Annotated in this window: 20 protein-coding genes; 10 read left to right on the top strand and 10 right to left on the bottom strand. The window is 53.5% G+C overall.

Features of this window, described 5'->3' with window-relative positions; all coding sequences use genetic code 11:
• Positions 1 to 7 precede the first annotated feature (7 nt).
• The 4 genes from V6575_RS08130 (at position 8) to V6575_RS08115 (ending at position 3,926) form a co-directional block, all read left to right on the top strand.
• Positions 8 to 385, top strand: a complete 378-nt coding sequence (locus tag V6575_RS08130; RefSeq protein ID WP_340273763.1) for a DCC1-like thiol-disulfide oxidoreductase family protein — start codon at positions 8 to 10, stop codon at positions 383 to 385.
• Between the two features lie 59 nt (positions 386 to 444).
• Positions 445 to 2,262, top strand: a complete 1,818-nt coding sequence (locus tag V6575_RS08125) for a hypothetical protein (RefSeq protein WP_340273762.1) — start codon at positions 445 to 447, stop codon at positions 2,260 to 2,262.
• A gap of 54 nt (positions 2,263 to 2,316) precedes the next feature.
• Positions 2,317 to 3,051, top strand: coding sequence for a glycosyltransferase (locus V6575_RS08120; RefSeq protein ID WP_340273761.1), 735 nt, complete (start codon positions 2,317 to 2,319; stop codon positions 3,049 to 3,051).
• Between the two features lie 110 nt (positions 3,052 to 3,161).
• The gene (locus tag V6575_RS08115; protein ID WP_340273759.1) at positions 3,162 to 3,926 is read left to right on the top strand and encodes an FKBP-type peptidyl-prolyl cis-trans isomerase; all 765 of its coding nucleotides are present in this window, start codon (positions 3,162 to 3,164) and stop codon (positions 3,924 to 3,926) included.
• 79 nt (positions 3,927 to 4,005) lie between these two features.
• Here the strand turns inward: V6575_RS08115 and V6575_RS08110 are convergent, their stop codons facing one another.
• A complete protein-coding gene (locus V6575_RS08110; RefSeq protein ID WP_340273758.1) occupies positions 4,006 to 5,070 on the bottom strand; it encodes a DMT family transporter in 1,065 nt (354 codons plus the stop codon).
• Between the two features lie 115 nt (positions 5,071 to 5,185).
• Here V6575_RS08110 and V6575_RS08105 point away from each other — a divergent pair, with 115 nt between their 5' ends.
• On the top strand, positions 5,186 to 5,707 hold the full coding sequence (locus V6575_RS08105) for a MarR family winged helix-turn-helix transcriptional regulator (RefSeq protein WP_340273757.1): 522 nt from the start codon (positions 5,186 to 5,188) through the stop codon (positions 5,705 to 5,707).
• Positions 5,708 to 5,715: 8 nt separating this feature from the next.
• On the opposite strand, the gene V6575_RS08100 is transcribed toward V6575_RS08105, so the two are convergent.
• Together V6575_RS08100 and sthA are read right to left on the bottom strand one after the other, a co-directional pair.
• Entirely contained in the window at positions 5,716 to 6,354 is a 639-nt protein-coding gene (locus tag V6575_RS08100; RefSeq protein ID WP_340273756.1) for a LysE family translocator, read from the bottom strand.
• 191 nt (positions 6,355 to 6,545) lie between these two features.
• Positions 6,546 to 7,946, bottom strand: coding sequence for a Si-specific NAD(P)(+) transhydrogenase (gene sthA / locus V6575_RS08095; RefSeq protein ID WP_340273755.1), 1,401 nt, complete (start codon positions 7,944 to 7,946; stop codon positions 6,546 to 6,548).
• 320 nt (positions 7,947 to 8,266) lie between these two features.
• Between sthA and V6575_RS08090 the strand changes: the two genes are divergently transcribed.
• Both V6575_RS08090 and V6575_RS08085 read left to right on the top strand, forming a co-directional pair.
• Positions 8,267 to 8,782 (top strand): putative pterin-binding protein, encoded by a 516-nt coding sequence (locus V6575_RS08090; RefSeq protein WP_340273754.1) that lies wholly within the window; start codon positions 8,267 to 8,269, stop codon positions 8,780 to 8,782.
• Positions 8,783 to 9,152: 370 nt separating this feature from the next.
• The gene (locus V6575_RS08085) at positions 9,153 to 10,757 is read left to right on the top strand and encodes a putative bifunctional diguanylate cyclase/phosphodiesterase (RefSeq protein WP_340273947.1); all 1,605 of its coding nucleotides are present in this window, start codon (positions 9,153 to 9,155) and stop codon (positions 10,755 to 10,757) included.
• Positions 10,758 to 10,765: 8 nt separating this feature from the next.
• On the opposite strand, the gene V6575_RS08080 is transcribed toward V6575_RS08085, so the two are convergent.
• Both V6575_RS08080 and V6575_RS08075 read right to left on the bottom strand, forming a co-directional pair.
• Positions 10,766 to 11,797 carry an LLM class flavin-dependent oxidoreductase gene (locus V6575_RS08080; protein ID WP_340273753.1) on the bottom strand — a complete coding sequence of 344 codons (1,032 nt, stop codon included), beginning with the start codon at positions 11,795 to 11,797 and terminating at the stop codon, positions 10,766 to 10,768.
• A 221-nt stretch (positions 11,798 to 12,018) separates the two neighbouring features.
• Positions 12,019 to 13,059: a glycosyltransferase family 87 protein gene (locus tag V6575_RS08075; RefSeq protein ID WP_340273752.1), complete on the bottom strand. Its 1,041-nt coding sequence runs from the start codon at positions 13,057 to 13,059 to the stop codon at positions 12,019 to 12,021.
• A gap of 374 nt (positions 13,060 to 13,433) precedes the next feature.
• Here V6575_RS08075 and V6575_RS08070 point away from each other — a divergent pair, with 374 nt between their 5' ends.
• Both V6575_RS08070 and V6575_RS08065 read left to right on the top strand, forming a co-directional pair.
• Positions 13,434 to 15,614: an anthranilate synthase component I gene (locus V6575_RS08070; protein ID WP_340273751.1), complete on the top strand. Its 2,181-nt coding sequence runs from the start codon at positions 13,434 to 13,436 to the stop codon at positions 15,612 to 15,614.
• Positions 15,615 to 15,681: 67 nt separating this feature from the next.
• Entirely contained in the window at positions 15,682 to 16,209 is a 528-nt protein-coding gene (locus V6575_RS08065; RefSeq protein WP_340273750.1) for a GNAT family N-acetyltransferase, read from the top strand.
• Positions 16,210 to 16,263: 54 nt separating this feature from the next.
• On the opposite strand, the gene V6575_RS08060 is transcribed toward V6575_RS08065, so the two are convergent.
• The gene (locus tag V6575_RS08060) at positions 16,264 to 17,355 is read right to left on the bottom strand and encodes an alpha/beta hydrolase family protein (RefSeq protein WP_340273749.1); all 1,092 of its coding nucleotides are present in this window, start codon (positions 17,353 to 17,355) and stop codon (positions 16,264 to 16,266) included.
• 4 nt (positions 17,356 to 17,359) lie between these two features.
• Positions 17,360 to 18,463, bottom strand: a complete 1,104-nt coding sequence (locus V6575_RS08055; RefSeq protein ID WP_340273748.1) for an alpha/beta hydrolase family protein — start codon at positions 18,461 to 18,463, stop codon at positions 17,360 to 17,362.
• A gap of 149 nt (positions 18,464 to 18,612) precedes the next feature.
• Here V6575_RS08055 and V6575_RS08050 point away from each other — a divergent pair, with 149 nt between their 5' ends.
• On the top strand, positions 18,613 to 19,665 hold the full coding sequence (locus V6575_RS08050) for a helix-turn-helix domain-containing protein (RefSeq protein ID WP_340273747.1): 1,053 nt from the start codon (positions 18,613 to 18,615) through the stop codon (positions 19,663 to 19,665).
• Here V6575_RS08050 and V6575_RS08045 read toward each other — a convergent pair.
• From V6575_RS08045 to ilvD, 3 genes are all read right to left on the bottom strand, one after another.
• Positions 19,662 to 20,810: a methyl-accepting chemotaxis protein gene (locus V6575_RS08045; protein ID WP_340273746.1), complete on the bottom strand. Its 1,149-nt coding sequence runs from the start codon at positions 20,808 to 20,810 to the stop codon at positions 19,662 to 19,664. The genes V6575_RS08050 and V6575_RS08045 overlap by 4 nt on opposite strands.
• 60 nt (positions 20,811 to 20,870) lie before the next feature.
• Positions 20,871 to 21,416, bottom strand: coding sequence for a PAS domain-containing protein (locus tag V6575_RS08040; RefSeq protein WP_340273745.1), 546 nt, complete (start codon positions 21,414 to 21,416; stop codon positions 20,871 to 20,873).
• A 310-nt stretch (positions 21,417 to 21,726) separates the two neighbouring features.
• On the bottom strand, positions 21,727 to 23,571 hold the full coding sequence (gene ilvD / locus V6575_RS08035; protein ID WP_340273744.1) for a dihydroxy-acid dehydratase: 1,845 nt from the start codon (positions 23,569 to 23,571) through the stop codon (positions 21,727 to 21,729).
• Between the last annotated feature and the right edge of the window lie 81 nt (positions 23,572 to 23,652).

The following is a 23,652-nucleotide window of genomic DNA, read 5'->3' as shown; positions in this document are numbered from 1 at the left end:
GGTCGATATGACAGGTATCAAGATCATTTACGATGGCGACTGCCCATTCTGCTCACGGTATGTAGTAATGTCCCGTTTGAGAAAGTCGGTCGGGCCTGTCGCTCTGATAAACGCCCGCGATGGTGGGCCAGATGTGAAGGCAGCAATCGCTGACGGTTACGACCTGGATGAGGGCATGCTAGCCCTCTATCAAGGGCAAACCTACTATGGGGCCGACTGCATCCACCTGATCTCGATGCTGTCTAGTCGCTTTGGTTTCCTTAACTGGGTCTCCAGTATGCTTTTCTCTAACCGCACACTTGCTCGCTTCAGCTATCCGGCACTTCGCTTCGGCAGAAAACTAACCTTAAAGCTCCTGGGCCGAACCAAAATCCGGTCCACTTGAAGTCGACGCGATATGCGTAAACCGGCACTGCCATCTTGCAACAAGATTAAAACGAGAAAATGACGCCCTTATTCGCTCCTTCCAGCTCATCCATACGGCCCTCCGAAGCGGGGGGGATCATTACCACGGCCACAGAAGCTAAACTCTTCCTGCACCAACGGGAGTACAATGAAACAATCATATCACTGGCACCTGACGCAAGTGTTCTCCTCCGTCAGGCTGGGCATGACGTTCTTGAGCTGGAGGATGTTATCACCGGGTTCACGCACGCCAGAATACTGGTCCGGGCAACCGCTTATCTGGACACAATTGAAACGCGCCTGTTAAACCTCGGCTGGTACCCTGGCGAAATCGAGGCTGTCCGGATCTTTCTATTCAATTTCATTCCGCCGCTACTCCTGCTTCAGAAAGCATTAGCGACATGCTCAAAAACGGACCTGAGCATCGTTATCGACGGCGCTTTATTGTCTGGCCAGAGCCGCGACGACGCCTTCCAAAAGCTCGCTGAGCAGATTTCTGGATCTTTTGGCGCCCTTCTGCCCAGAACCCAATACAACCAGTTGCATGCAAGGTTCTGTCATCTGGCAAACAGGCTGATTCTCAAGTTGATTGGCAGCCGCCCCACTATTTACCAATTGGACCATGCCACCCCGTTTACATGGCGGGTTTCAAATTTGCTCGCCGATGGGCGCCCAGATACGGCAATCGTATCCGTTCGTCACCCGGGAAAAACCCTGATTGCGTCTCTTCGCCGGACGTTGAAATCACTCGCAGCAGCAGCGTCCAACCCGCAAAAGCGCAAAGAAATTCGTCTTTTCCGCGCCAGTTCACTGCCAAGACCTGTGCCCGTTCAGGCTAGTTCGTTACCCTGCATGATCGACGGCGCCCCTATTCTGGATGAAGCCATCAGGCGTGGTATTGCTAAGTACCTCCCCCGAATTCAGCATGACAATGACGCCGGCGCGCAGCTCGCACAGCTGCACCAACCCAACGTCGTGGTCTTGGATCACCTGATCCAACCATCCGTTATCCGTGCAGCGCAGGATTTTGCCGAGCGCGGTATTCCTTCAATCATGATCAATCACGGCAGCGATACGTTTCAGGCGAACCGTCTGGCCAACCTTGGAGCTGCATTATGGGCCCGGCATGGACGTCTCAACATGCCAGGACTGGACACCTTGTTGTGCAAGAGCCCCCTGACTTCGGCGCTGCCCCCTGTGGTTTTAAAAAATGCCCCGGCAATCCAGGCCATCAACATTGGCACGCCCTATCGTCAAGCAGAGACTAAGGGGAGTGATTTCCTGGTCGTCATGGCTGGCAACTACCGGGAGCTCCATGGGCATGTACCTTTCGTCTCGGAAACACCGGGCGAATATCTGCGTGGCCTGCTTGAGTTCGCCAGAGCTGCTGCGCAAGTGGGAGGGCTGCGCCTTCTGATCAAGCTGAAACCCAAGAAGACAGGTTTGCCTTTAGACTGGCTTGCGGAAACCTTGTCTGGCGATGAGTTTAATGGCCAGGTGCAAGTCGATACAGCAACACCGTTCAAGACCTTGTTCGAGACCATGGATCTTCTAGTGGGCAACAATTCGGCGACCTTGCAAGAAGCGTTAGACAACAAGGTTCCACTATTCCTAAACACATGGCGTCGACAATATTGCCATTTCCCGGCACGAATGACACCACCAGAAGGCAGAGACAGAGCTGCCGCTTATGCAGTAAAACATGCAGATGATCTCGTTCCGATGCTGAGCGCCATTAGGGATTGCCACGAAGAACGCCTTTCGAGTGCGGAATTATCAGGCCTGGTCTGGAAACCGGAAGACCTCTCAACGACCCATGATTATCTGTCCCATGCCCTTGATCCGCAAGGTGGTTAAAACTAGACAGAATACTCAAGATTTTAAAAATCGCTTAAAATAGAGAGCCAAACCATGCATGATAGTGTTGTCAGGATTTTTGTGGGATATGATCGCCGCATTCATGTTGCATCGACCACCTTGGCGCATTCCATCACCGAGCACAGCAGTGTTCCGGTCAGCGTATTGCCGCTCAACCTGCGAAACATGAAGGACCTGTTCTGGCGTGATACAGATCCCAATCAGTCAACCGAATTTTCCTTTTCCCGGTTCCTGACGCCCTACCTTTCCGGATTCTCCGGTTGGTCCATTTTCATGGACAATGACATTGTCTTTCTCGATGACATCGCAAAGCTCTGGGCTCTACGGGACGACAAATATGCAGTCATGTGCGTGAAACATGATCACAACCCGACCGAAGACACCAAATTTCTCGGTGAAAAACAGACCAAATACGAAAAGAAGAACTGGTCCAGCGTGATCATGTTCAACAACGCCAAATGCTCCGCCCTGACGCCGGAATACGTCAATTCCGCCACCGGCCTGCAGCTTCACCAGTTCAAATGGCTGGAAGGCGATCACCTGATTGGCGAGATTCCGGCAAATTGGAACTATCTTGCCGACTACACGACAGGCGTGGAGACCCCGCAAGCGATCCATTACACAGATGGTGGACCTTGGTATCCGGAAACAGAAAACACTGAACATGCAAGTAAATGGTTTGAAGCCTACCGCTCAGCAAACCATTGCGAGGTTGCCGATCTGGAAACACTGCTGGAAATGACCAAGCGTAGTGAAACCAGGGATTAACCGGATACCCGCCCTTTCGTCCGAAGAGTCTGACCTTGCATCCTCGCCTTGACTTTGACGCTTTGTCCGGGCGAGGTCATGGCAACTTTGATAGTCATACGAGGTTACACATGCTCAAGCCGATCCTAGCAGCTGGTTTTTCAGCTCTTCTTGCCATCACTGTCGCGAAGGCCGATGAGCTGAAAATCAGGGATATTACCAAAGGCACCGGCGAAGAAGCCAATGTCGGTGAAACGGTCGTGGTCCATTACACTGGGTGGTTGATGGATGGGACGAAGTTTGATTCCAGCCTGGACCGGAACCAGCCCTTCTCGTTCACTCTTGGTGAGCGCCGGGTCATCGCGGGCTGGGAACAGGGTGTTGAAGGCATGCAGGTTGGCGGCAAACGCGAGCTGATCATCCCGCCAGAACTTGGCTACGGCGTGAACGGGGCTGGCGATATCATTCCGCCGAATGCCACCTTGAAGTTCGAGGTTGAGCTGCTTGATGTCCAGGGCAAGAAATTCTCGGACATCGACAACGATGAACTGAAGGTCAAACTGGCAGCAGGCGTGCCCGTAGTCGATATCCGCAGGCCTGATGAATGGAAAGCCACCGGCGTGCTGCCTGGCAGTCACCTGATCTCATTCTTTGGGGCCCAAGGCCAGATCAACCCGGAGTTTGGAGCGCACCTGCAGAAGGTGATTTCCGGCCCAACGGATGAAGTCATTCTGATTTGCGACAGCGGCAGCCGCAGTGTGGTGCTGTCCAAACACCTGTCGCAGAAAGCTGGCTTTACCCAGATCGATAACGTTCGGAGCGGCATTTCCTCCTGGATTGCGTCTGGCGGCACAGTCACAGATGCGACCTTGCCAGAGGGTTGCTGGCTCTGCTGAGGCCAGCCAGTGCGTTCTTGTAAGAGACGTAAAGTCAGCCGCAAGACAGGTGTAACATCACGCCTGACTAAACATTCCATCAGCAGCGTTTGAATTGGCTAACGAAGAAAATTCCCATAGCGATGGCGATCACGGCGATCACTTTTTCCAAACCCGGAACTTCATGGAAGACAAGGAACGCCAGTGCGAGACCGACGACGGCGGCAACTGATCCCATTTGACTTAAATAAACCGGGCCGGCCAACTTCTGTAGCTTGAAATAGAGCACATAAAGCAGCGCAAACACGCTAGTCTGAGCACCAAGCAGCACCATTGCTTGCCAAATCTTGGCCGCGGGCAGGATATCAACCCCCAAGCCCCAATTGAGCAGCGACATAGCAACAGCCGCAAATGCCATCATTCCCGCAGAGAGCAAAGCAGGACTGGCTCCTTTGGGCCATTTCAAGGAGCGGTAAACGTTGCCGAAGCTGACGATCACGGGCACGGCCAGCGCCACAAGGACCCAGATTGCCGCTTCTGACGGCTGCCCCAGGCCTTTAGATGCCAAGGCAACACCGCCAACCAGACCAAGTCCGACGCCAATCAAACGGCGCACATTGACCGTTTCCAAACCAAGCAGAACAGACAGGCCGTAAGTCAGCACGAGGGGAAAGGCGAAGCACAAAGAGATGAAACCGGCTCCAACGTGCGGCGCTGCGGCAAAGGCGAGCGCATTTGGCGCTGCAAACAACAGGCCCGTGATCAGCATATAAGTCGCTAGTTGGCGAAAATTCTGGCTTTTGCCCTGCCCCAAGTCCGTGTTTAATTCAGAAATGACCCTTTCTTTCATGTCGACGCTTTTACGCTGTCCCTGAACTGCGAGAATTGTAAATTGAATGATCGCTGCGCCGAATAAAGACCATTGCAATAGCGCAAGAGGCGCCCAGCCTGTCGGGACAGCCAATTTGGCCAATATAATTTGCCCTGCCAGCAATGAGCCGACAACTCCCAATAGTAACAGTGCCTTGATAGAAGATTGGGCGCCAAGTTCCGAGTTGATCGGCACTGCGCCCTTCTTCTCATGAGCGCCTTTAGCTCCTATCGCCTTGTCTTGCATCTTCAGATCCTTCCGGTTGTCGCCGCTCATCGCAGCCATGACAGCCATATCGTATATATTACCTTTATATCAAGATACTTTACAAAAAGATTCTTAATTCATTGACACTTAAACCTACCAAGGCCATGACAAAGGATGTTCCTAACGCTCGAATGAGGTTGAAATGTCGATAGAAAACACCCCGGGAACGGAAAATGACCGTGCAGCAACGGCGCGCGCTCAGTGGGACAAGGAAATGCCGGGGCAAGACCTGGATCCAATGGTGTTGCTCGGCCGGCTCAATGAAGCCGCCCAGATGATCCTCAACAACCACATTGGCCCTGTGTTCAAAACGGCACAGCTGAAACAAGGCGAGTTCGATGTTCTGGCAACGCTTGTGCGCTCCGGCCCACCCTACAAGTTGATGCCGACCGACTTGTACAAATCCACCATGATGAGTTCAGGCGGAATGACAGCCCGGCTCGACCGACTGGAAAAAGCCGGATACATCACACGCTGCTCGCATCCAAGTGACCGGCGAGCGCTTATGGTCTGCTTGAGCGAAACCGGACTGAGCGTGATTAAAAACCTCATGCCAGAGTATATCGCGTGCCAGGTCAAGCTGGTATCCGGCCTGGATCGGAGCGAAGTCCATACCCTGAGCCATCTGCTTGGCAAGTTGATTGCGACGAACGGCCAGGAATAGGCTCGCAATTACAGTTTCAATGCCAAGGTAGATCCATTCCAGCACAGCAATGCGCCAACGAGCATCAATCCCATACCGCTGACTTTGGAAACGCTGAGCGAACTTCCAATACTGGAGTTGAAGGCTTTGATCGCGAGCACTGAGTACCCCATGATGAACATTGCATCGAGCAGGACAAAAACCGCTCCATAGACAAACGACTGAAAAACGACGCTTATTTTTTGGGAAATAAAGCCTGGAAACAGCGCAATGAAAAAAATGATCGATTTGGGATTGCTGACACAGACCAAAAACCCGGCCCAAAAATGGCCTGTTGCCTCCCTCGGCCGCACGATTATTTCAGTCTCTTGATCGGTCGCAAGACCTGGTTCAACAAACGATTGATAGCCCAAATACATAATATACAGCCCGCCTAATATCTGCATGAAAGGCAGCACATCTTCTGCAACAGATATGAGAACCTGCAACCCAAGCACTGCGACAACAATTTGTGTCGCAGTCCCCAGCGCATCCCCTAACACGGTTACAAACGCCGCCTGCGGACCGAATTTCACGGCCTTGCTTGAGGCCAATGCAACCGTGGATCCGGGCGTTACAACAATCACCATTGTTGCGACCAGGAAGCTTGAGAACAGAGAAACATCCACGATACTGACCAATGAATTCAAATAGACAACGATGCATCACAAAACGCGAAAAATGGCTTTGACTTGCAATCATCAAAGCCCTCGACCAGAGCTTTCAAACGGGTAACCTGACCGCTCGCGCTCTTTTCCTACAGTAAACGGAGATTGTCCGAGCCTTTTGAAGAAGCCCTCGAAGCAAGTTGATGCCCAGCCTATTTCTCCATTTTTGGCATGCGATTCCAGGCATCAAGAGCTGCGATTTTGTAGGCCTCAGCCAGAGTTGGATAATTGAAGGTATTCTCAACGAAATACTCCAGCGCGCCCTTCAGGTTGAGTACTGCCTGACCAATGTGGATCAGCTCGGTCGCCCCTTCGCCGACAATATGACAGCCCAGAAGACGTCGGGTTTTCAGCGAGAAGATCATCTTGAGCATGCCGGAATTCAGGCCCATGATGTGGCCACGAGAGGTTTCCCGGAACCGTGCAATGCCGCACTCATAAGGAATGCCACGCTCCTTGACCTCTTCCTCCGTCATGCCAACGGTTGAAATCTCCGGCACGGCGTAGATGCCATAAGGGAAATACTCAGGCGGATCATAAGCTCGTTCCTCAAGCGCATGACAGGCAGCAATACGGCCCTGCTCCATGGATGTAGAGGCAAGACTTGGGAAGCCGATCACGTCACCAGCGGCAAATATATGCGGCACATCTGTTTGAAAGGTCTGCGGATTGACCTTGAGTCGGCCGCGGTGGTCTGCAGGAAGCCCGCAGGCCTCAAGGTTCAAACTGTCTGTACACCCCATCCGCCCAGCGGCGAACAGCACCACATTAGAGCGTATACTCCGTCCGCTTTCCAACTCGATTTCGCATTTTCCCGGGCCATGCTTGGTGATCTTGTCCACCTTGGCCCCGAACCGCATCACAACACCTCGGTCGCGCAATTCATGAGTAAAGTCGGCGACCAATTCCTTGTCGATAAAGTCCAGCATGGAATCACGGGGCTCAATCAGCGTCACATGAACGTCGAGAGCATTGAAGATCGTTGCATACTCGATCCCGATCACCCCCGCGCCAATCACAGCGATCGACCGGGGCAAATCCACGAGTTCCAGAATATCATCACTGTCGAGTACGTATTCGCCATCAAAGGGCACGTAGTCTGGGCGAAATGGCTTTGTACCAACGGCGATCAGAAACTTATCGGCGGTAAAATTTAATGTCTCGCCAGCTTCTCCTTCAACGACAATAGTTTTCTCATCCGAAAACTTCGCCTCGCCATTCAGCGTCGTGACCTGATTGCGGGCGAACTGATGTTCCAGCACTTCAATCTCATGGGTCAGCGTAATGTGCAAGCGCGCTCGTAAATCGTCAGCAGTGATGTCTTGCTTGACCCGGTAGGAGCGCCCGTAAAAGCCGCGCTCTCGCCAACCCGACAGGTTCAGCGCGGTTTCGCGCAGGGTTTTTGACGGGATCGTGCCGGTGTGCACCGATACACCGCCAACACGCCTGCCCCGCTCCACAACCAGAACGTCTTTGCCAAACTTCGCAGCCTGAATGGCGGCGCGACGTCCAGCCGGTCCGCTGCCGATCACGATCAGATCATAGTGTTCCATAGTGCCTCACGTCTTCATGCCCGGCACATGACGCACCGCACAATTCAGTATCAACTTGTGAGACAAAAGTGAAAATCATGTCAACTGGACATTTTTGAGTGATCTGCAGAAGCTACTGTCATCAAGATCGCGCAGACCGCAGGCAAGAAACTAAAGAAAAATAACAGACATTTATTGATAATTCGTCGTTCTCTAATAAGTATTTATACTGTTAAGTAATTTTTCACTCAATAAACAAATAATGCAAATAATGAAATTAAAACCCCTCTACAAGGTACCTTGAGTGCTGCCCATTTTCACTAAACCGGTAAATTTAATGCATGCGTAAACTGAATCATGCCAGCGCCTGCGTGGCCGGGGCGTTTCTTTTTCTGCTTGGATCGTCCGTATTCTCTCAAGAGTTGACGAAATACCATCCAAAAACGCCCGCCGCAGAAATCAGCCAAATAAGCGTAAGTAACGGGACATCAAGCCAATCATTCACGGTTTCCGACATCGAGCGTCTACCAATGGTAGAATTTATTGGAAGAACCAGTACAGACGAATCTGACATGCTGTTTCAAGGCGTGTTACTCCGAGATTTTGTCGACCTGATTGGCGCAGAAGATGCAAACCAAATCACTGTGCGGGCATCAGATGGGCATGCTGCGTCCCTCCCACGCGAAGACTGGCAACGCTGGCCGATCGTCCTGGTCACCAGAGCCAAGGGGAAAAGCCTCACCATACGCCAACGCGGGCCAGCCCGAATTGTCTATCCCTCCAAGCGATATCCCGATCTGACCAAACAAATTTATGATGATCGAAGCGTTTGGCTCATTCGAAACATTGAATGGTGAGATAGATATGCAGTCCTCAGTTAAACCTCGATGTTTTCAGCTGCGGTATTCGTTGCTTGTTGGCTCTTTGGTTATATTTGCAGGTGTATTTGCAACTTTCATAGCAATACGTGGCCTTACAGTGCTTCAGGCTCCGTCTCCTGACTATGGTCAAAACCTTATTCGTCATATGCGCTACGCCTATGCAGAACTAGCTTCTGTGAATAGCCTTTTGAAAGCATTGGACGCCAAGTATTCAAACAGATCTGTCAACCTGTTACTTCGGGATGCAACTGACCATCTTTACGTAAGGATGGAAGTTTTATCCAGCATGGAAACCAGCCCGGTTTCTATCCCTGACTCAAAAGCGGAGCTGCTTTCAGTGTCTCTTATGGAGGGGCTGGACGGTCTTCTCGCAAGTGAGCAGACAATTGACCCAAACGAGCTGGCCTCTCTTCGCTCCACGAGTGACGAACTGCTCATTGAAATTAGCGACTATACCCGTGGGTTAGAAGCCAATGTCGATCAGATGTTAAAAGAAAAAGAAAAAATTACCGAAGTCATCTGGTTCGAAGTGATGAGCAGCATCGCTCTCCTTCTTCTCCTTTCAATGACTGCCCTAGCCCTCTTCATTGGCAATAGACGTACCCTTCGACAGCTACGCGAAGCCAATGGCCATGATCATCTGACCGGCTTGGCCAACCGGGGTGGTTTTTCTGATGCCATGGATCAGCGCGTCAAAGCAAGAAACCCCGTCCCTCATGCTCTCATCGTGTTTGATCTGGACCATTTCAAACAGATCAACGATCAACATGGGCACCCGCAAGGCGACAGCGTTCTCAAGGAGGCAGCACAGTGCCTCATCAAAACGTTCGAAGGTCGTGGCATCATTGCACGCTGGGGCGGAGATGAATTCGTTGCTGCCATTGAAATGGCGGACAACAGTCTGCATGACATCAAGCAAAAATTGACCACATTGATAACAACACCGCCGTCTATCCAAATTAATGGAGGTGTAATCCCAATCGACTTCAGCTGTGGTATTGCCCTATGGCCCAGTAACGGGAATACCGTGAATGAAGTCATGATCCGTGCAGACGCTGCTCTTTATGAAGCCAAAGAAGGCGGGCGCAAGAGATTTGTATTTTACTCAGAAGACATTACCGCTCGACGTAAAGAGCAAGACGAGATCAGAGCAAGCCTGAGCCGTGCCTTGTCTGACGGAGAGCTGTTTCTCGAATTCCAGCCCCAGTTTTGCTTTTCCAGCGAATCTTACGTTGGTGCCGAGGCTCTATTACGCTGGCGTTGCTCCACCTCCAACGAAATGATCCCGCCGGGCAAGTTCATTCCAATTGCAGAAGAAAGCGGACAGATCTGGGCAATCGACAAATTCGTTCTCGATGAGGCCTGCAGAACCGCTGCAGACTGGGCAAGACGTGGCCTTGGACAAAAACGCATTGCCGTAAACCTCTCACCACACAGCTTCCAACGTTTGGGTCTTGCTGCCATTATTCTCAATACCCTTGAACGATGGAGCCTGACAGCAGATGCACTTGAGATCGAGATCACCGAGGGTGTGCTTCTGACTGATAGCCAACAGGTGGAAACAAATCTTGCAGATATCGCCAAGCTCGGAGTTCGCATAGCATTGGATGATTTCGGAACCGGATATTCCAACATTGCATATCTTGCAAAGCTAAAACCCGACCTTCTCAAGATTGACCGCTCATTCCTGAAAGAAGCAAACCACCATACGCGCGCCAGTATCGTTCAGGGCATCGAAAGGCTAGCCTCTACGCTAGGAGCGGAAACGTTGGTCGAGGGCATTGAGACAGCTGATGAACTCCAGTTTGTCAAAGACGCTGGATGCCAACTCATTCAAGGCTTCCTGTTGGCACGACCGATGCGAGCAGACAAAATCGCAGCTTTCTGGCTCAAGAACCAGCAGGCGAACGAGACAGGAAACAGCAACCAGTCTCTCCTGAAACAGGGCTAACGACTTGGTCAGGAATTCATCATGTCACGCACCAACGGGATGACGCTTGTCCCATAGAGCTCAATGCTCTTCATCAAAGTTCCGTGGGGCATCGGGCCCGTGGCGTATTTCAGGTCAAAGCGTGAGAGGCCAAGGGTTTTCACCGTCGAAACGATGCGCTTGGCAACCGTTTCCGGCGACCCGGCATAGAGCGAGCCGTGACGCGCCTCATTCAAAAACGCATCCTTGCCCATCTGCGCCCAGCCACGTTCCCGGCCCAGTTGATCGTGAAATGCCTTGAAGTGTGGCCAAAGTTGCTCGAGTGCCTCTTCATCTGTTTCTGCGACATGGCCTGGAGAATGCACACCGAGCGGCTTGACCTTGTGTTCCAACTGGTCGCAAGCCCGATGGTAGAGATCAACCAATGGTTTGAAGCGCGCCGGATCGCCGCCAATGATCGCCAGCATCATGCGCATGTCATAAGTGGCTGAACGCACCACGGAATCCGGACTTCCGCCAACGCCGATCCAGGTCACAAGTTCCTTGTCCAACCTTGGAAACACCCGTTGTTTCTTGAGCGGTGGACGAAGCTGCCCCTCCCAGGTGACCACCTCGTCGCGGATCAATGTGGACAGAAGGTCCAGCTTTTGCTCGAACAACTCTTCGTAGAGATTCAGATCATAGCCGAACAGCGGAAAACTCTCAGTGAATGACCCGCGACCCAGGATGATTTCAGCACGGCCATCTGACAGGGCATTCAAAGTTGAGAAGCGCTGAAACACACGGATCGGATCATCGGACGACAACACTGTTACGGCGGTGCCCAGACGCAGGCGAGAGGTCTTGGCTGCGATGTTGGACAGCACGATTTCAGGCGAAGACACCGCAAAATCAGCCCTGTGATGCTCGCCCACCCCAAGAAAATCGATCCCGACCTCATCGGCTAATACGCCCTGAGCAATGAGGTTCCGCAGAACCTCAGCTTCATGCAACAGCTTGCCATCCGGCCCTTCGGTGATATCGCCGAAAGTGTCGAGGCCGAGCTCGAGAAGATTGCTCATGATTTTTATCTCAACATCCAAATTGTTCGCAGCACATCAGGTTATTTTACATCTTGGCGACGTACTAAGGCCCAATATCACCGACAGACATATGGACGAAACAAACACCACGCTACGCAAAAGCGCGGAACACAGTGTTCACCAATGCGGAGGATCAACGGCGGAGTGTTCGCGACAAAGGCAGGGCGAACTGCAAGCGTAGCTCCTCCTTGAAACACTGATTACAGATCTGAACGCCGCTCTCGCCACAATTGCCATGTCCACATGAGCAGCGCTAAGATGATGTGGAGTGTAGGGAGGATAGAATACGCGATTTGCTGATCTGCGGCGCTGAATCCCAGCGCAAATACAGGCGCGATCATAGGCTGTAACCACAACAGGCCCATCACCACTTGCAGATAGGTCAACACGCGAGCTGTCCCCTCAATGCCGATCTTGCCCAGCAGCGCCGTGAGATTGAGAAAGCCAGGCGTGATCGCCTTCATGTAGCTGACATAGGGTTCCTGAGTGTAGGTCTGGACGTATGCTCCCATCACATCTGCCCCGTATAGTAGTGCTGTAAGCGCCAGCAGCGCCAGGATCGTCAGGCATGCTGCAAAAATCGCCCGATAGTGACCATTGGCCAGCAAAAACACGGGAACAAGAACGCCATATTGGGGTTTTAAGGAGGCAACACCGAGCAAGATCCCGCTGATGACCGGCCCCTTTTTCAAAATCACCAAGGCCAGCACAATCAGGAAAATCGTCAGGGCGGAATTGTTCAAGACCGTCAGAGTGTGAAAACCTATTCCGCTGAACACAAAGAAGAAGGCCATCGAACTTGGCGCTTTGAGCAAGAGTGGGATGCTGGCGAGAGCCAAAACCGACAGGATCAACCCAAGCGCCTTTGCCTGCGCATAGGACATTGGAGCCAACACTTCCGCAAAGGGGAGAAAATGCGGCGGGTATCTGAAGACCAATGTTTTAGCATGTCCACTAAGCGGCTCTCGAAACGCTTCAACATCATAGGCCTCCACAGCCCGCCCCTGCGCTGCCATTTGCCCAGCGCGATAAAAGGCTGCCAGATCTTCCTTGATTGGTTCTTCGATGGAACTCGGGAAATGCAGGATTTGCTCAGCTCCCGTCATCAGCCAATAACCACCGACGAAAACTGCCGACAAAACCAGACAAAAGAGCACAAAGGAACCACCGAGTTTGTCAGCAAACTCTTGGTTTCGAAAGATCGCTAAATAGATATTCTTGACAGCTGACAGCACACTCACGTGAGCATCCTTCCTCAATAGGCGCCGAGACAATGACTGATTCTCCATGGCTCTGGGAGGTGGTTCATCAGATCAAACGCTTCTGGCTCACTATATAATAGACGCGGATCTGCTGTCGGATGCATACGGCTAAGCCCGTCCACCCCATTTCTGCATTGCCTCGACGTTTGCGATCGGTTATGCATTTGTGATGAACCAGATGACGGTACAGACTTGGTGGTGGCGGGACGCTTAATTGGCGGCCAGCGCTTTTCCATGTCTTGACGTGATCTAAGCAAACAAAAGGCCGCCTGCGGAAACCCGCGGCGGCCTTTTGTTTGTTTGGCTACCCTGGGCGACATTCCAACCGCGCCCGATTTTGAGGATGACATAAAATGCCGGCTCTGGCTGACCAGACTTACCATTGCCCAAGCGGAATCACCGTTAAGCGTTCATCGCGGCCATCCGACTATGAGGCTGGCACCTCCGAGTGGATTGACCGGCTGGATTCAGAGCGCGGTGCAGTGCTTGCATCATCCTATGAATACCCCGGGCGCTACACACGCTGGGACATGGCCTTGGTCACCCCCCCGCTGGTGATGGAAGCCAATGACCGCAAGGTTGAAATTCGTTCGTTGAACGAACGCGGCAAGATCCTGATGCCTGCGATTGTCAAAGCGCTGAAAGACCATCCGGATCTGGCCAGCTTTTCATCCAACGCTGAGCGCATCGACCTGACTGTGAAAAAGCCAGACCGGGCCTTTCAGGAAGAAGAACGCTCCCGCCAGCCGTCATCGTTCTCGATTGTGCGCGCTCTGAAAGAGATGTTTGCCTGCGGCGATGATCAGCTCGGGCTTTATGGTGCTTTCGGCTATGATATTGCCTTCCAGTTTGAGCCGATTGATCTCAAACTCAAGCGCCCGGATGACCAGCGCGACATCGTCTTGTTCCTGCCGGACGAGATCCTGATTGTCGATCACCATGGCAAGCGGGCCTATGTGCTGGAGTATGACTTCGAAATCGATGGCAAGACCACCAAGGGCTTGCCGCGCGATGGCGAGAAGAGCCAATATTCACCTGCGAATGAAGACCCAGGCCGCGGCGATCATGAGCCTGGCGAATATGCCGGACTGGTCGCAAAGGCCAAGGATCACTTCCGCCGAGGCGATCTGTTTGAAACGGTGCCCGGCCAGACCTTTTATGAGGCTTGTCCGAACCCGCCGTCTGCCGTTTCCCGACGTCTTCGCCAGATCAACCCCTCGCCGTATTCCTTCTTCTTCAACCTCGGCAACCGGGAATATCTAGTGGGCGCATCGCCTGAAATGTATGTCCGGGTTACCGGTGGGCGCCGGGTCGAGACATGCCCGATTTCAGGTACCATCCGGCGCGGCAAGAACGCCATCGAGGATGAAACCCAAATCCGCAAGCTGCTGAATTCCGCCAAGGATGAAGCAGAACTCACCATGTGCTCAGACGTTGACCGTAACGATAAAAGCCGCGTCAGCGTACCCGGCTCCGTTAAGGTCATTGGCCGTCGTCAGATCGAGATGTACTCCCGCCTGATCCACACGGTAGACCATATCGAGGGTATCTTGCGCGATGACATGGATGCACTGGATGCGTTCCTGTCTCACACTTGGGCTGTAACCGTCACCGGCGCGCCAAAACGCTGGGCGATGGAATTCATTGAACAACATGAGAAGAGCCCACGGGCCTGGTATGGCGGGGCCATCGGCGCGATCCTGTTCAATGGCGACATGAACACAGGCCTCACGCTGCGCACGGTCCGCATCAAGGATGGTGTCGCCCAGATCCGCGCTGGAGCCACCCTACTTTACGATAGCGTTCCCGAGGACGAGGAAGCCGAAACCGAGCTCAAGGCAGAGGCCATGCGCGCCGCTGTGCGCGAGGCAGGTCTTGCAACAAAGACTGAAGACAAATCGCAAAAGACGAAACCGGGTGACGGCCTCAAGATTCTACTGGTGGACCATGAGGACAGCTTTGTTCATACGCTGGCCAACTACTTCCGCCAAACGGGCGCCGAGGTGGTCACTTACCGCTCCCCGGTCGCAGATCATGTGTTCCATGATGTCAATCCGGATCTTGTCGTGCTGTCTCCCGGCCCGGGCAATCCGAAAGACTTTGATTGCGCCGCCACGATTGGCAGGGCACGCTCACGGGCATTGCCAATCTTTGGTGTTTGCCTTGGACTGCAGGCTCTGACAGAAGCGCTTGGCGGCGAGCTTGGCCAGTTGGATGTGCCTGTCCATGGCAAACCTTCGCCAATCTCGATCTCTGGGAATTCCGTGCTGTTTGATGGCCTGAACGCCCCGGTCATCGTGGGCCGCTATCACTCGCTCTATGCCAGGCGGGATACATTGCCAGCTGACTTCCGCGTGACGGCCGAAACAGAAGACGGCGTGATCATGGGCATTGAGCACGACAAAGAGCCAATCGCTGCCGTGCAATTCCATCCGGAAAGCATCATGTCTCTAGATCAGGACGCAGGCCACAAGATCATCGAAAATGTGGTGACCAAACTGGTCTCCGCGAAACAATTGGTAGACGCCGTCTAAACCTGATTGACTCACAGCGCATCATCGGCCCGCCCGGTGGTGCGCTATCCAACATGGTTCCACATATATGCAGCCTCATAACAAGGTGATTGTCTATCCAGTGAATACGGCGGACGATCTGGACACAATCCGGGGCATGTTCCGCGCCTATGCGGATTGGCTCAATATTGATCTCAGCTATCAGGGCTTCGAGGCTGAACTTGCTGGTCTTCCGGGTAAATATGCAGCCCCGCAGGGTGCTTTGCTCCTAGCTCGTCAAGGCGATGGTCCTGCACTGGGCTGCGTGGCTGTCCGCCCGCTGCCATCAGATCTAGCGGCATCTCCCTCGCACGGCAAAATGTGCGAAATGAAGCGTCTCTATGTTGCACCGGAAGGCCGAGGGGTAGGACTTGGCAAACATCTTGTCGGGGCCATCATCGAGACCGCCCGTGCGCTTGGCTATGACGAAATGCGCCTGGACACGCTGCCCACCATGACCAGCGCCATCTCGCTCTACACAGCACATGGGTTCAAGCCGATTGAAGCCTATTACAACACGCCGATTGCCGAAACCGTGTTTTTCGGACTTGATCTGAAGACGAAAACCCGGACATGAAAAACAGCAGGCCATTCCGCCTGCCGTCTCACGATCAAATTGCCCCTCGCCAACTCACCATGGAGAGTCCGTTCCAAGGTCCATGAAGTTCCGAACCGCATCGATCACCTGGCGATGAACGTCGGCCCGGTCCGAGCCTTCCGGGTCGTCACAGATCGGATCTTCGCCTTCTTCCATCAGCATTGCAGGCGCATTCTCGGTGCACTCCGGCAGAAAGGAATAATGATCTGCCGGGGCAATCTGCACATAAGTCGCATTGACCATTCGGGTCTCAAGATCCAGTCCGGATTGGCCGATATTGATCGTGGGCCAGAGCGTGTCATCCGTGCCCAAATTGATCAGTAGAACCGGCTTTTCGATGCTCGAAATGCTCGCAGGCGTCATACCAGCCACCATGCCCGGATCGATGGCAATCGTGCCTGCCAGTCGCGGATCTTCATAGGAGGCGTTAAACTTTCCCTGATCCAGAAGGCGGAAATCCACATTGCCCTTTCCGAAAAACAGACAATCTGGCGCGTCTGGAGCACCCGCGCAATAGTCTGCATAGACATCCCGGTCCATGCGGGCACCGATGGTTTGCAGAACCGCCATGCCGCCGAGGGAAAAGCCCAATGTATAGATCCGGCTTTGATCAACATGAGGACCGTAAACCGGGTCGGCCAAGACGTGATCCAGCGCCGCAGACAGGTCCTGTGGCCGTTCCCAGAACCGAGCCGAGCGACGCGGAGAACTGTCATTGGATGTGCTGCCGGGATGATTGACGGCCACAACCATTGCGCCGGATTTGACGAGTTCCGATGCCAACCAGCCCATGCTTTCCATGTTGCTGCCGGAGCCATGGGAGAACACGAACAAAGGAAATTTTCCCTGCTTTATCTGAGTCTGGTCGAGAACAGGCGTACCCTCAAAAACGAAATTCTGCCCGACAATATGCTCAGCGGCCTGCCCTTCTGCCGGATACCAAATGGACGTTGGAATAGACCAAGCGCGATAAGCAACCTTGATCTTGGTTTGAATGAAGCCTGCAAGCGGTTCCGAATTGGCTTGCTCAGCTTGGGCAGTCATTGCCAGAGCAATTGCAAGAGCGGAGAAGGCAATGGTCTGCAAAACCTGGGGCAACGATTTAAAACGAAACGTGCTGGACATGTGATCAGCCTTTCTGGTTCGATGTCAGGTCAATGAAGTCACGAACGGCCTCGATGACCTGCCTGTGGATGTCAGCCCGGTCAGCCCCCTTTGGATCGTCGCAAACTGGCTCATCATTGATTTCCCTCAGAATCTCCGGACCGGACTTCTTGCACAGACCTAGAAAAGAAAAATGATCTGCGGGTGCTATCTGGAGGTACCGAGCGCCTGGCAGGCGCGCTGCCAGCTGTGTGCCGGTTGGCCCGACATTGATCGCCTTCCAGAGCGTTTTGTCACTGCCCAGATTGATCAAAAGCGACGGCTTGGTGTTGGCCCGAATGCTGTCTTGTGTCAGGGCAACCGTCAGGCCCGGATCGATCGCTATTGTCCCTGCCAATCGCGGATCGCCGTAGGACGCATTTGCCTTGGCTTGATCGAGCTTGCGAAAATCAACACCACCCCTTGCGAAGAACGCGCAGCCCTGAGAGGCTGGTTCTTTAACGCAATAGTCCGCATAGGCTGAGATATCCATTTGCAGGCCAATGGACTGCAACGCCGAAATGCCGCCAAGGGAAAAGCCAAGGGTATAAATCCGGCTTTGATCGATATTTGGACCGAACACCGGATCAGCCAGGATCTCGTCAATGGCTGCCGAAATGTCCTGGGGCCTTTCCCAAACGCGGGCAGCGCTGGTCGGTGTGATGTCCTGAGACGTGCTGCCGGGATGATTGAGTCCGACGACCAAGACACCGGCATCAACGAGCTTCGATGACAGCCAGCCAAGTCCATCCATATTGCCGCCCGTGCCGTGCGACAGAACAACCAAAGGGTAGCGACCCGGTTTGATGCCGGCTCCAAGCATCACCCTGTTGCCCTGAAAGACAGCATTGCCGCCGATCCATGAAGCGTAGGTTCGGGTGCTCGCCGGATACCAGATTGAGCCCTGAACAAGTGCGTTCCGATGCGCGGCCTTGATGTCAAAACGGTCGTAGCCTGACATGGCTTGTTCTTGAAAAGCAGCCTGGGACTGCGAATACGCCAATGCGGTCACCGCGATGCTGGCGCATAAAATGGCGGGTTTGAGCGTCTGATAAGTGCGCAAAAGCGTGGGAATGGAAATAAAGCGCATGTCTGAGCCTTCCTGTGGTGGATCACAAGCAAGACACTGGTAGATTGAGGGTCGCAGAGCGTCCTAAATCCGGATTGAGGTCGTCCCAAAACCGGATTAAGAACATTCGTTCCTCTTCAAATCACTCAGTTTCATGCTGCGAAGGTGCCATGTTTGCCATTCCCCTGCCCATTTTTGTTGCCGCCATGCTGTCCTATATGGGACTGCGTGCAGCCCTTGAGGGCGAGACGCCCAAAATGGTTCTGGGACTGATTGCGGTCTGCGCCGGACAATCCCTGATCACTAGCTTGAACCAATATTATGGCCTGACGTTTCTGGGGCCGGTTCAGCCAGTCACAGCCATGATGATCCCACTGATGGCCTATCTGACCTTCATCAGCACTGCGCTCAGGCCGTTGAGGCTGTTTCCCGATGCGCTCCATCTGAGTGCGCCGCTGCTGATGATCGTCATCATTTTTATCTTGCGCGATGCAGTCGACGGACTGCTGGTTTGTAGTTTCGTCATCTATGGGGTTTTATTGCTGATACGGCTGCGCAAGGGCGCAGATACATTGCCACTGATCCGCCTGGAACACGACAACAGGGCCATTGTGCTGTGGCGCTGGGTCGCCTTTGCCCTGATCGCCTCCGCCGCAGGAGACGCAATCATTTTCGGCGTCATGAGCGTGGGGGCTGGATGGCTGCGACCCTGGATCATCTCGGTCTTTTCCAGCACGTTCCTTCTGGTGATCGGTGCACTCAACATGTCCGATACCTTGAAGGCGTCCGGCAGTCACGACGATGCATTGATTGACAGACCCATTGAGCCTATTGCAGAGATCAAACCTGCTGCCTTGCAAGCAGATGCTCCCGACCCCGTCCTTCTGGCCAGTCTGAAAGCACTCATGAGAGACCATCAGGCCTATCTGGATCCGGACCTCACATTGGGGCGCATCGCCCGAAAGCTGCGCATACCGGAAAAACAACTATCGGCTGCGATCAACCAGGCAACAGGTGCCAATGTATCGCGCTACATCAACGGCTTTCGCATCGACCATGCCTGCCAGCTACTGGCGCACGGCACCAGCGTGACATCGGCCATGTATGCCAGCGGCTTCAACACCAAGTCGAATTTCAACCGGGAATTCCAGCGCGTCAAAGGCTGTTCGCCGAGCCGTTGGCTCAAACAGGACAGCCGATCACAGGCGCCTCACCCCGTTTAGCCGACCTTTGTCGCAGTGCTCAGGAATTCACTCATGTCTGTGCGCAACTGATCAAGATTGGCTTCCTGCTCCGCCAATTGCCGTGTGGAATGCACCACCCGGCCGCTCATTTCCCTGGTTCCATCCGTTGCCGACTGAACGCCAATGATGCTGGATGTCACATCAGAAGCCCCGGACGCAGCCTCTTCAATATTGCGTGCGATTTCACTGGTTGCTGTGGTCTGTTCCTCAATGGAACTCGCGATGGCCGTGGAAATGGAACTGACTTGTTCGATAGCATCGCTAATTATCTTGTTGGCCGCGACAGCATTGGAGGTCACCTCCTGCAGGCCAGAGATCTGCTGATTGATCTCCTCCGTGGCAGTCGCCGTCTGCCCCGCAAGAGCTTTCACCTCCTGGGCCACGATCGCAAAGCCACTTCCCATTTCGCCTGCGCGGGCTGCCTCAATCGTCGCATTCAGAGCCAGGAGGTTGGTCTGGGACGCAATATCATTGATGAGCCCAACAACCTCTTCAATCTTGACAGAACGGCTTGAAAGATTGTCGATCTCCCGGCTCATGATCTGAGAACTGCTGACCGCACTACTGGCTATTTCAGCCGCAGAAACCACTTGCCGGTTGATTTCACCAATAGAGCTGGTCAGTTCTTCCGTAGAAGCTGAGACACTCTGCATATTGGCAGAGGCCTCTTCGGCTCCAGAGGCTACTATCGCCGACTGTTCGCTCGCCTGGATACACGCGTCATTGACCTTTGCAGACACTGTGTCCAACTCGGTTACGGATCCAGAAACCGTTTGAACCACATCTCCCAAGCGAACTTCCAAATTGGTCGCCAGATCACAAAAGCCTTCCTGCTTTTGCTTGATCGCGCAGGTGGCAGCATTGATGCTCTTGGCTGCATCCTTGAAACTTCCGAGCATGCCCTTTTCTTCAATCAACCGAAAATGCTGGTTCCGGCTCACATAGTCGAGGCATGCCTTGGACTCGCGCAGATATGCGTCGGTGCGATCGATCAGCAAATTGATCGCATGCATCAGTTCGCCAGCTTCGCCCGTTTCTTTGATGTCGGTAATGCGCGATTCGAAATCTCCGTTCGCAACAGCTTTGCAAACGGCAGTCGCTTTTTTAAGTGAGGATTTTTTCAAGCCTGAAAACATATCGGTCCAGCCAAAGTTCTCTTACAATTGAAATGCCAAACAGTGAGCTTACGCGGGTTCGAGTTCGCGTCCCAAAGTGGCTATGAACTCATCATAGGCAACGCCATTTTCCGCCAGCAGATCGGCGATCATGCGCTCAGCAGATATAAGACCGTCCTTGCGGCTCGCCGGGCGTGCCTCTTCGTCCAGAAGCTTGCGGTAAAGCGGCTTAACATGGTCATCAAGGACATGCCGATCTGGTACACGACGGTTGGAGTGATAACCAATGATCTTGCCATCCCTGCCAAAACTCGGTGTTACATGAGCGTAGACCCAATAGTGATCACCATGTTTCGTCCGGTTAATCACATAGGCAAAGATCTCTTGTCCGGCTTCAAGCGTCTGCCACATCAACTTGAAAATACTGCGCGGCATCTCCGGATGACGGATTATGTTGTGTGGCTGTCCCAGCACTTCCTTTTCCGTATAATCTGCAATGTCGAGGAAGACCTTATTTGCGTAAGTGATACGTCCCTTGAGGTCCGTCTTGCTGACAATGATGTCATCTTCGGAGAAGGTCCTCTCCTTGCCCGTCAGGGCGACTGAATTCGACATTTTACAATCCGGTTTTCAGGAAAAGCTCGAACGGAGCAGACTATCGCCTACTTCAAGGAAACGATCATTGTTCCAATGAGTTAAGCCAGTATTAAATTTCTTATCAGGGCAAATACCTAACGTATTCCACCACTCAAAAATGCCCAAACGTCACCCATTGAAAAACCGCAAGTTTCCTGACTTCTCACGCTCCACACACAGCCCCATTTAATTAATAAAACTGGTGGAAATCGAACTTCTTCGCTCTATCGCACACAAAAAAGGCGGGCACTGAGCCCGCCTTTTTGAAATCCATGCTGAACCTGTCGGCTCAATCGACAACCCGAACCGCCCCTTTCGAGGCGCTGGTGGTCAGGGCCGCATAGGCTCGCAGCGCAGTTGTGATCTTGCGTTTGCGCTTTTCTGTCGGCTTCCAGGCAGCATCGCCCTTGGCTTCCATGGCAGCTCGGCGCTCGGCAAGCACTTCGTCTGACAGATCCACCTTCATGATCCGGTTCGGAATGTCGATAACGATGATATCGCCTTCTTCCACCAGACCGATGGCACCGCCTTCTGCTGCTTCTGGCGAACAATGGCCAATGGAAAGGCCAGAAGACCCGCCCGAGAAACGCCCATCCGTGACAAGCGCGCAGGCTTTGCCCAGGCCCTTGGATTTCAGATAGCTGGTCGGATAGAGCATTTCCTGCATGCCCGGCCCGCCACGCGGCCCCTCGTAGCGGATCAGTACGACCTCGCCTTCCTTGACCTTACCGGTCAGGATCGCAGACACAGAACTGTCCTGGCTCTCGAAAATCCGAGCAGGGCCTGAGAAAGTCAGACAAGAATCGTCGACGCCAGCTGTTTTCACGATGCAGCCATCCAGCGCGATGTTGCCGAACAGAACCGCCAGACCGCCATCTTGTGAATAGGCATTGTCCTTGGCCCGGATCACACCTTTCTCGCGGTCCATGTCCAGATCATCCCAGCGACGGGACTGAGAGAACGCAACCTGGGTCGGAACGCCGCCAGGAGCTGCCTTGAAGAAATGATGGACGCTTTCCGACTTGGTCTGCATGACATCCCACTCGGCCAAACCTTCCTTCATCGTTGCAGAATGAATGGTCGGTCCATCAGTGTGCAACAGACCGGCCCGGTCCAATTCGCCCAGTATGCTGAAAATGCCTCCAGCGCGATGGACGTCTTCCATGTGAATGTTTTCAATGGCAGGCGCCACCTTGCAGAGCACCGGAACCTGACGCGACAAGCGGTCGATGTCGTCCATGGTGAAGCCAATTTCGCCTTCATGGGACGCTGCCAGCAAATGCAGCACCGTATTGGTGGAGCCACCCATGGAAATGTCGAGCGTCATGGCGTTTTCGAACGCCTTGAAATTGGCGATGTTACGCGGCAGAACACTTTCGTCATTCTGCTCGTAATACCGCTTGGCCAGATCGACAATGCGGTGCCCAGCTTCCTTGAACAGCCGTTCGCGGTCCGAATGGGTCGCCAGCGTCGAGCCATTACCTGGCAGAGCCAAGCCTAGGGCTTCGGTCAGGCAATTCATTGAGTTGGCCGTAAACATGCCCGAGCATGACCCACAAGTCGGACAGGCATTTTGTTCCAGCGCCATGACATCCGCATCAGAAATGCGATCATCGGCAGCTGCGACCATAGCGTCGACCAGATCGACTGACTTGGTCACGCCGTTCTCAAAAACCACCTTACCGGCTTCCATCGGGCCGCCGGACACGAAGACGACCGGAATGTTCAACCGCATGGCTGCGTTCAGCATGCCGGGGGTGATCTTGTCGCAATTGGAAATACAGACAAGCGCATCGGCGCAATGGCCATTGACCATATATTCAACCGCATCGGCGATGACCTCGCGCGATGGAAGAGAATACAGCATGCCATCATGGCCCATGGCGATGCCGTCATCGACTGCGATGGTATTGAATTCCTTGGCAACACCGCCAGCTTTTTCGACTTCGCGCGCGACCAGCTGGCCCAGGTCCTTCAAATGAACGTGGCCTGGCACGAACTGGGTGAACGAGTTGGAAATTGCGATGATCGGTTTGCCGAAGTCATCGTCCTTCATGCCGGTGGCGCGCCACAACCCACGCGCTCCAGCCATATTGCGTCCATGCGTCGACGTTCTCGAGCGATACGGTGGCATTTTCGTCGTCCTTAAAGATCTTATTGTCGTCGGTTGCTCTCCCAAGGGATCTCCCCCTCACAACCGCTGTCTCCCGCTCTT

The organism is Roseibium algae, from assembly GCF_037783265.1.
In the GTDB taxonomy this organism is placed as follows: domain Bacteria; phylum Pseudomonadota; class Alphaproteobacteria; order Rhizobiales; family Stappiaceae; genus Roseibium; species Roseibium algae.
The sequence above is the reverse complement of the archived record's forward strand: the minus strand, read 5'-3'. Positions and strand labels throughout refer to the sequence as shown.

Coding starts and splice junctions, on each gene's coding strand:
- V6575_RS08130 (WP_340273763.1), top strand. CDS start 8: ATGACAGGTATCAAGATCATTTACGATGGCGACTGCCCATTCTGCTCA.
- V6575_RS08125 (WP_340273762.1), top strand. CDS start 445: ATGACGCCCTTATTCGCTCCTTCCAGCTCATCCATACGGCCCTCCGAA.
- V6575_RS08120 (WP_340273761.1), top strand. CDS start 2,317: ATGCATGATAGTGTTGTCAGGATTTTTGTGGGATATGATCGCCGCATT.
- V6575_RS08115 (WP_340273759.1), top strand. CDS start 3,162: ATGCTCAAGCCGATCCTAGCAGCTGGTTTTTCAGCTCTTCTTGCCATC.
- V6575_RS08110 (WP_340273758.1), bottom strand. CDS start 5,070: ATGGCTGTCATGGCTGCGATGAGCGGCGACAACCGGAAGGATCTGAAG.
- V6575_RS08105 (WP_340273757.1), top strand. CDS start 5,186: ATGTCGATAGAAAACACCCCGGGAACGGAAAATGACCGTGCAGCAACG.
- sthA (WP_340273755.1), bottom strand. CDS start 7,946: ATGGAACACTATGATCTGATCGTGATCGGCAGCGGACCGGCTGGACGT.
- V6575_RS08090 (WP_340273754.1), top strand. CDS start 8,267: ATGCGTAAACTGAATCATGCCAGCGCCTGCGTGGCCGGGGCGTTTCTT.
- V6575_RS08085 (WP_340273947.1), top strand. CDS start 9,153: ATGGAGGGGCTGGACGGTCTTCTCGCAAGTGAGCAGACAATTGACCCA.
- V6575_RS08080 (WP_340273753.1), bottom strand. CDS start 11,797: ATGAGCAATCTTCTCGAGCTCGGCCTCGACACTTTCGGCGATATCACC.
- V6575_RS08070 (WP_340273751.1), top strand. CDS start 13,434: ATGCCGGCTCTGGCTGACCAGACTTACCATTGCCCAAGCGGAATCACC.
- V6575_RS08065 (WP_340273750.1), top strand. CDS start 15,682: ATGCAGCCTCATAACAAGGTGATTGTCTATCCAGTGAATACGGCGGAC.
- V6575_RS08060 (WP_340273749.1), bottom strand. CDS start 17,355: ATGTCCAGCACGTTTCGTTTTAAATCGTTGCCCCAGGTTTTGCAGACC.
- V6575_RS08055 (WP_340273748.1), bottom strand. CDS start 18,463: ATGCGCTTTATTTCCATTCCCACGCTTTTGCGCACTTATCAGACGCTC.
- V6575_RS08050 (WP_340273747.1), top strand. CDS start 18,613: ATGTTTGCCATTCCCCTGCCCATTTTTGTTGCCGCCATGCTGTCCTAT.
- V6575_RS08040 (WP_340273745.1), bottom strand. CDS start 21,416: ATGTCGAATTCAGTCGCCCTGACGGGCAAGGAGAGGACCTTCTCCGAA.
- ilvD (WP_340273744.1), bottom strand. CDS start 23,571: ATGCCACCGTATCGCTCGAGAACGTCGACGCATGGACGCAATATGGCT.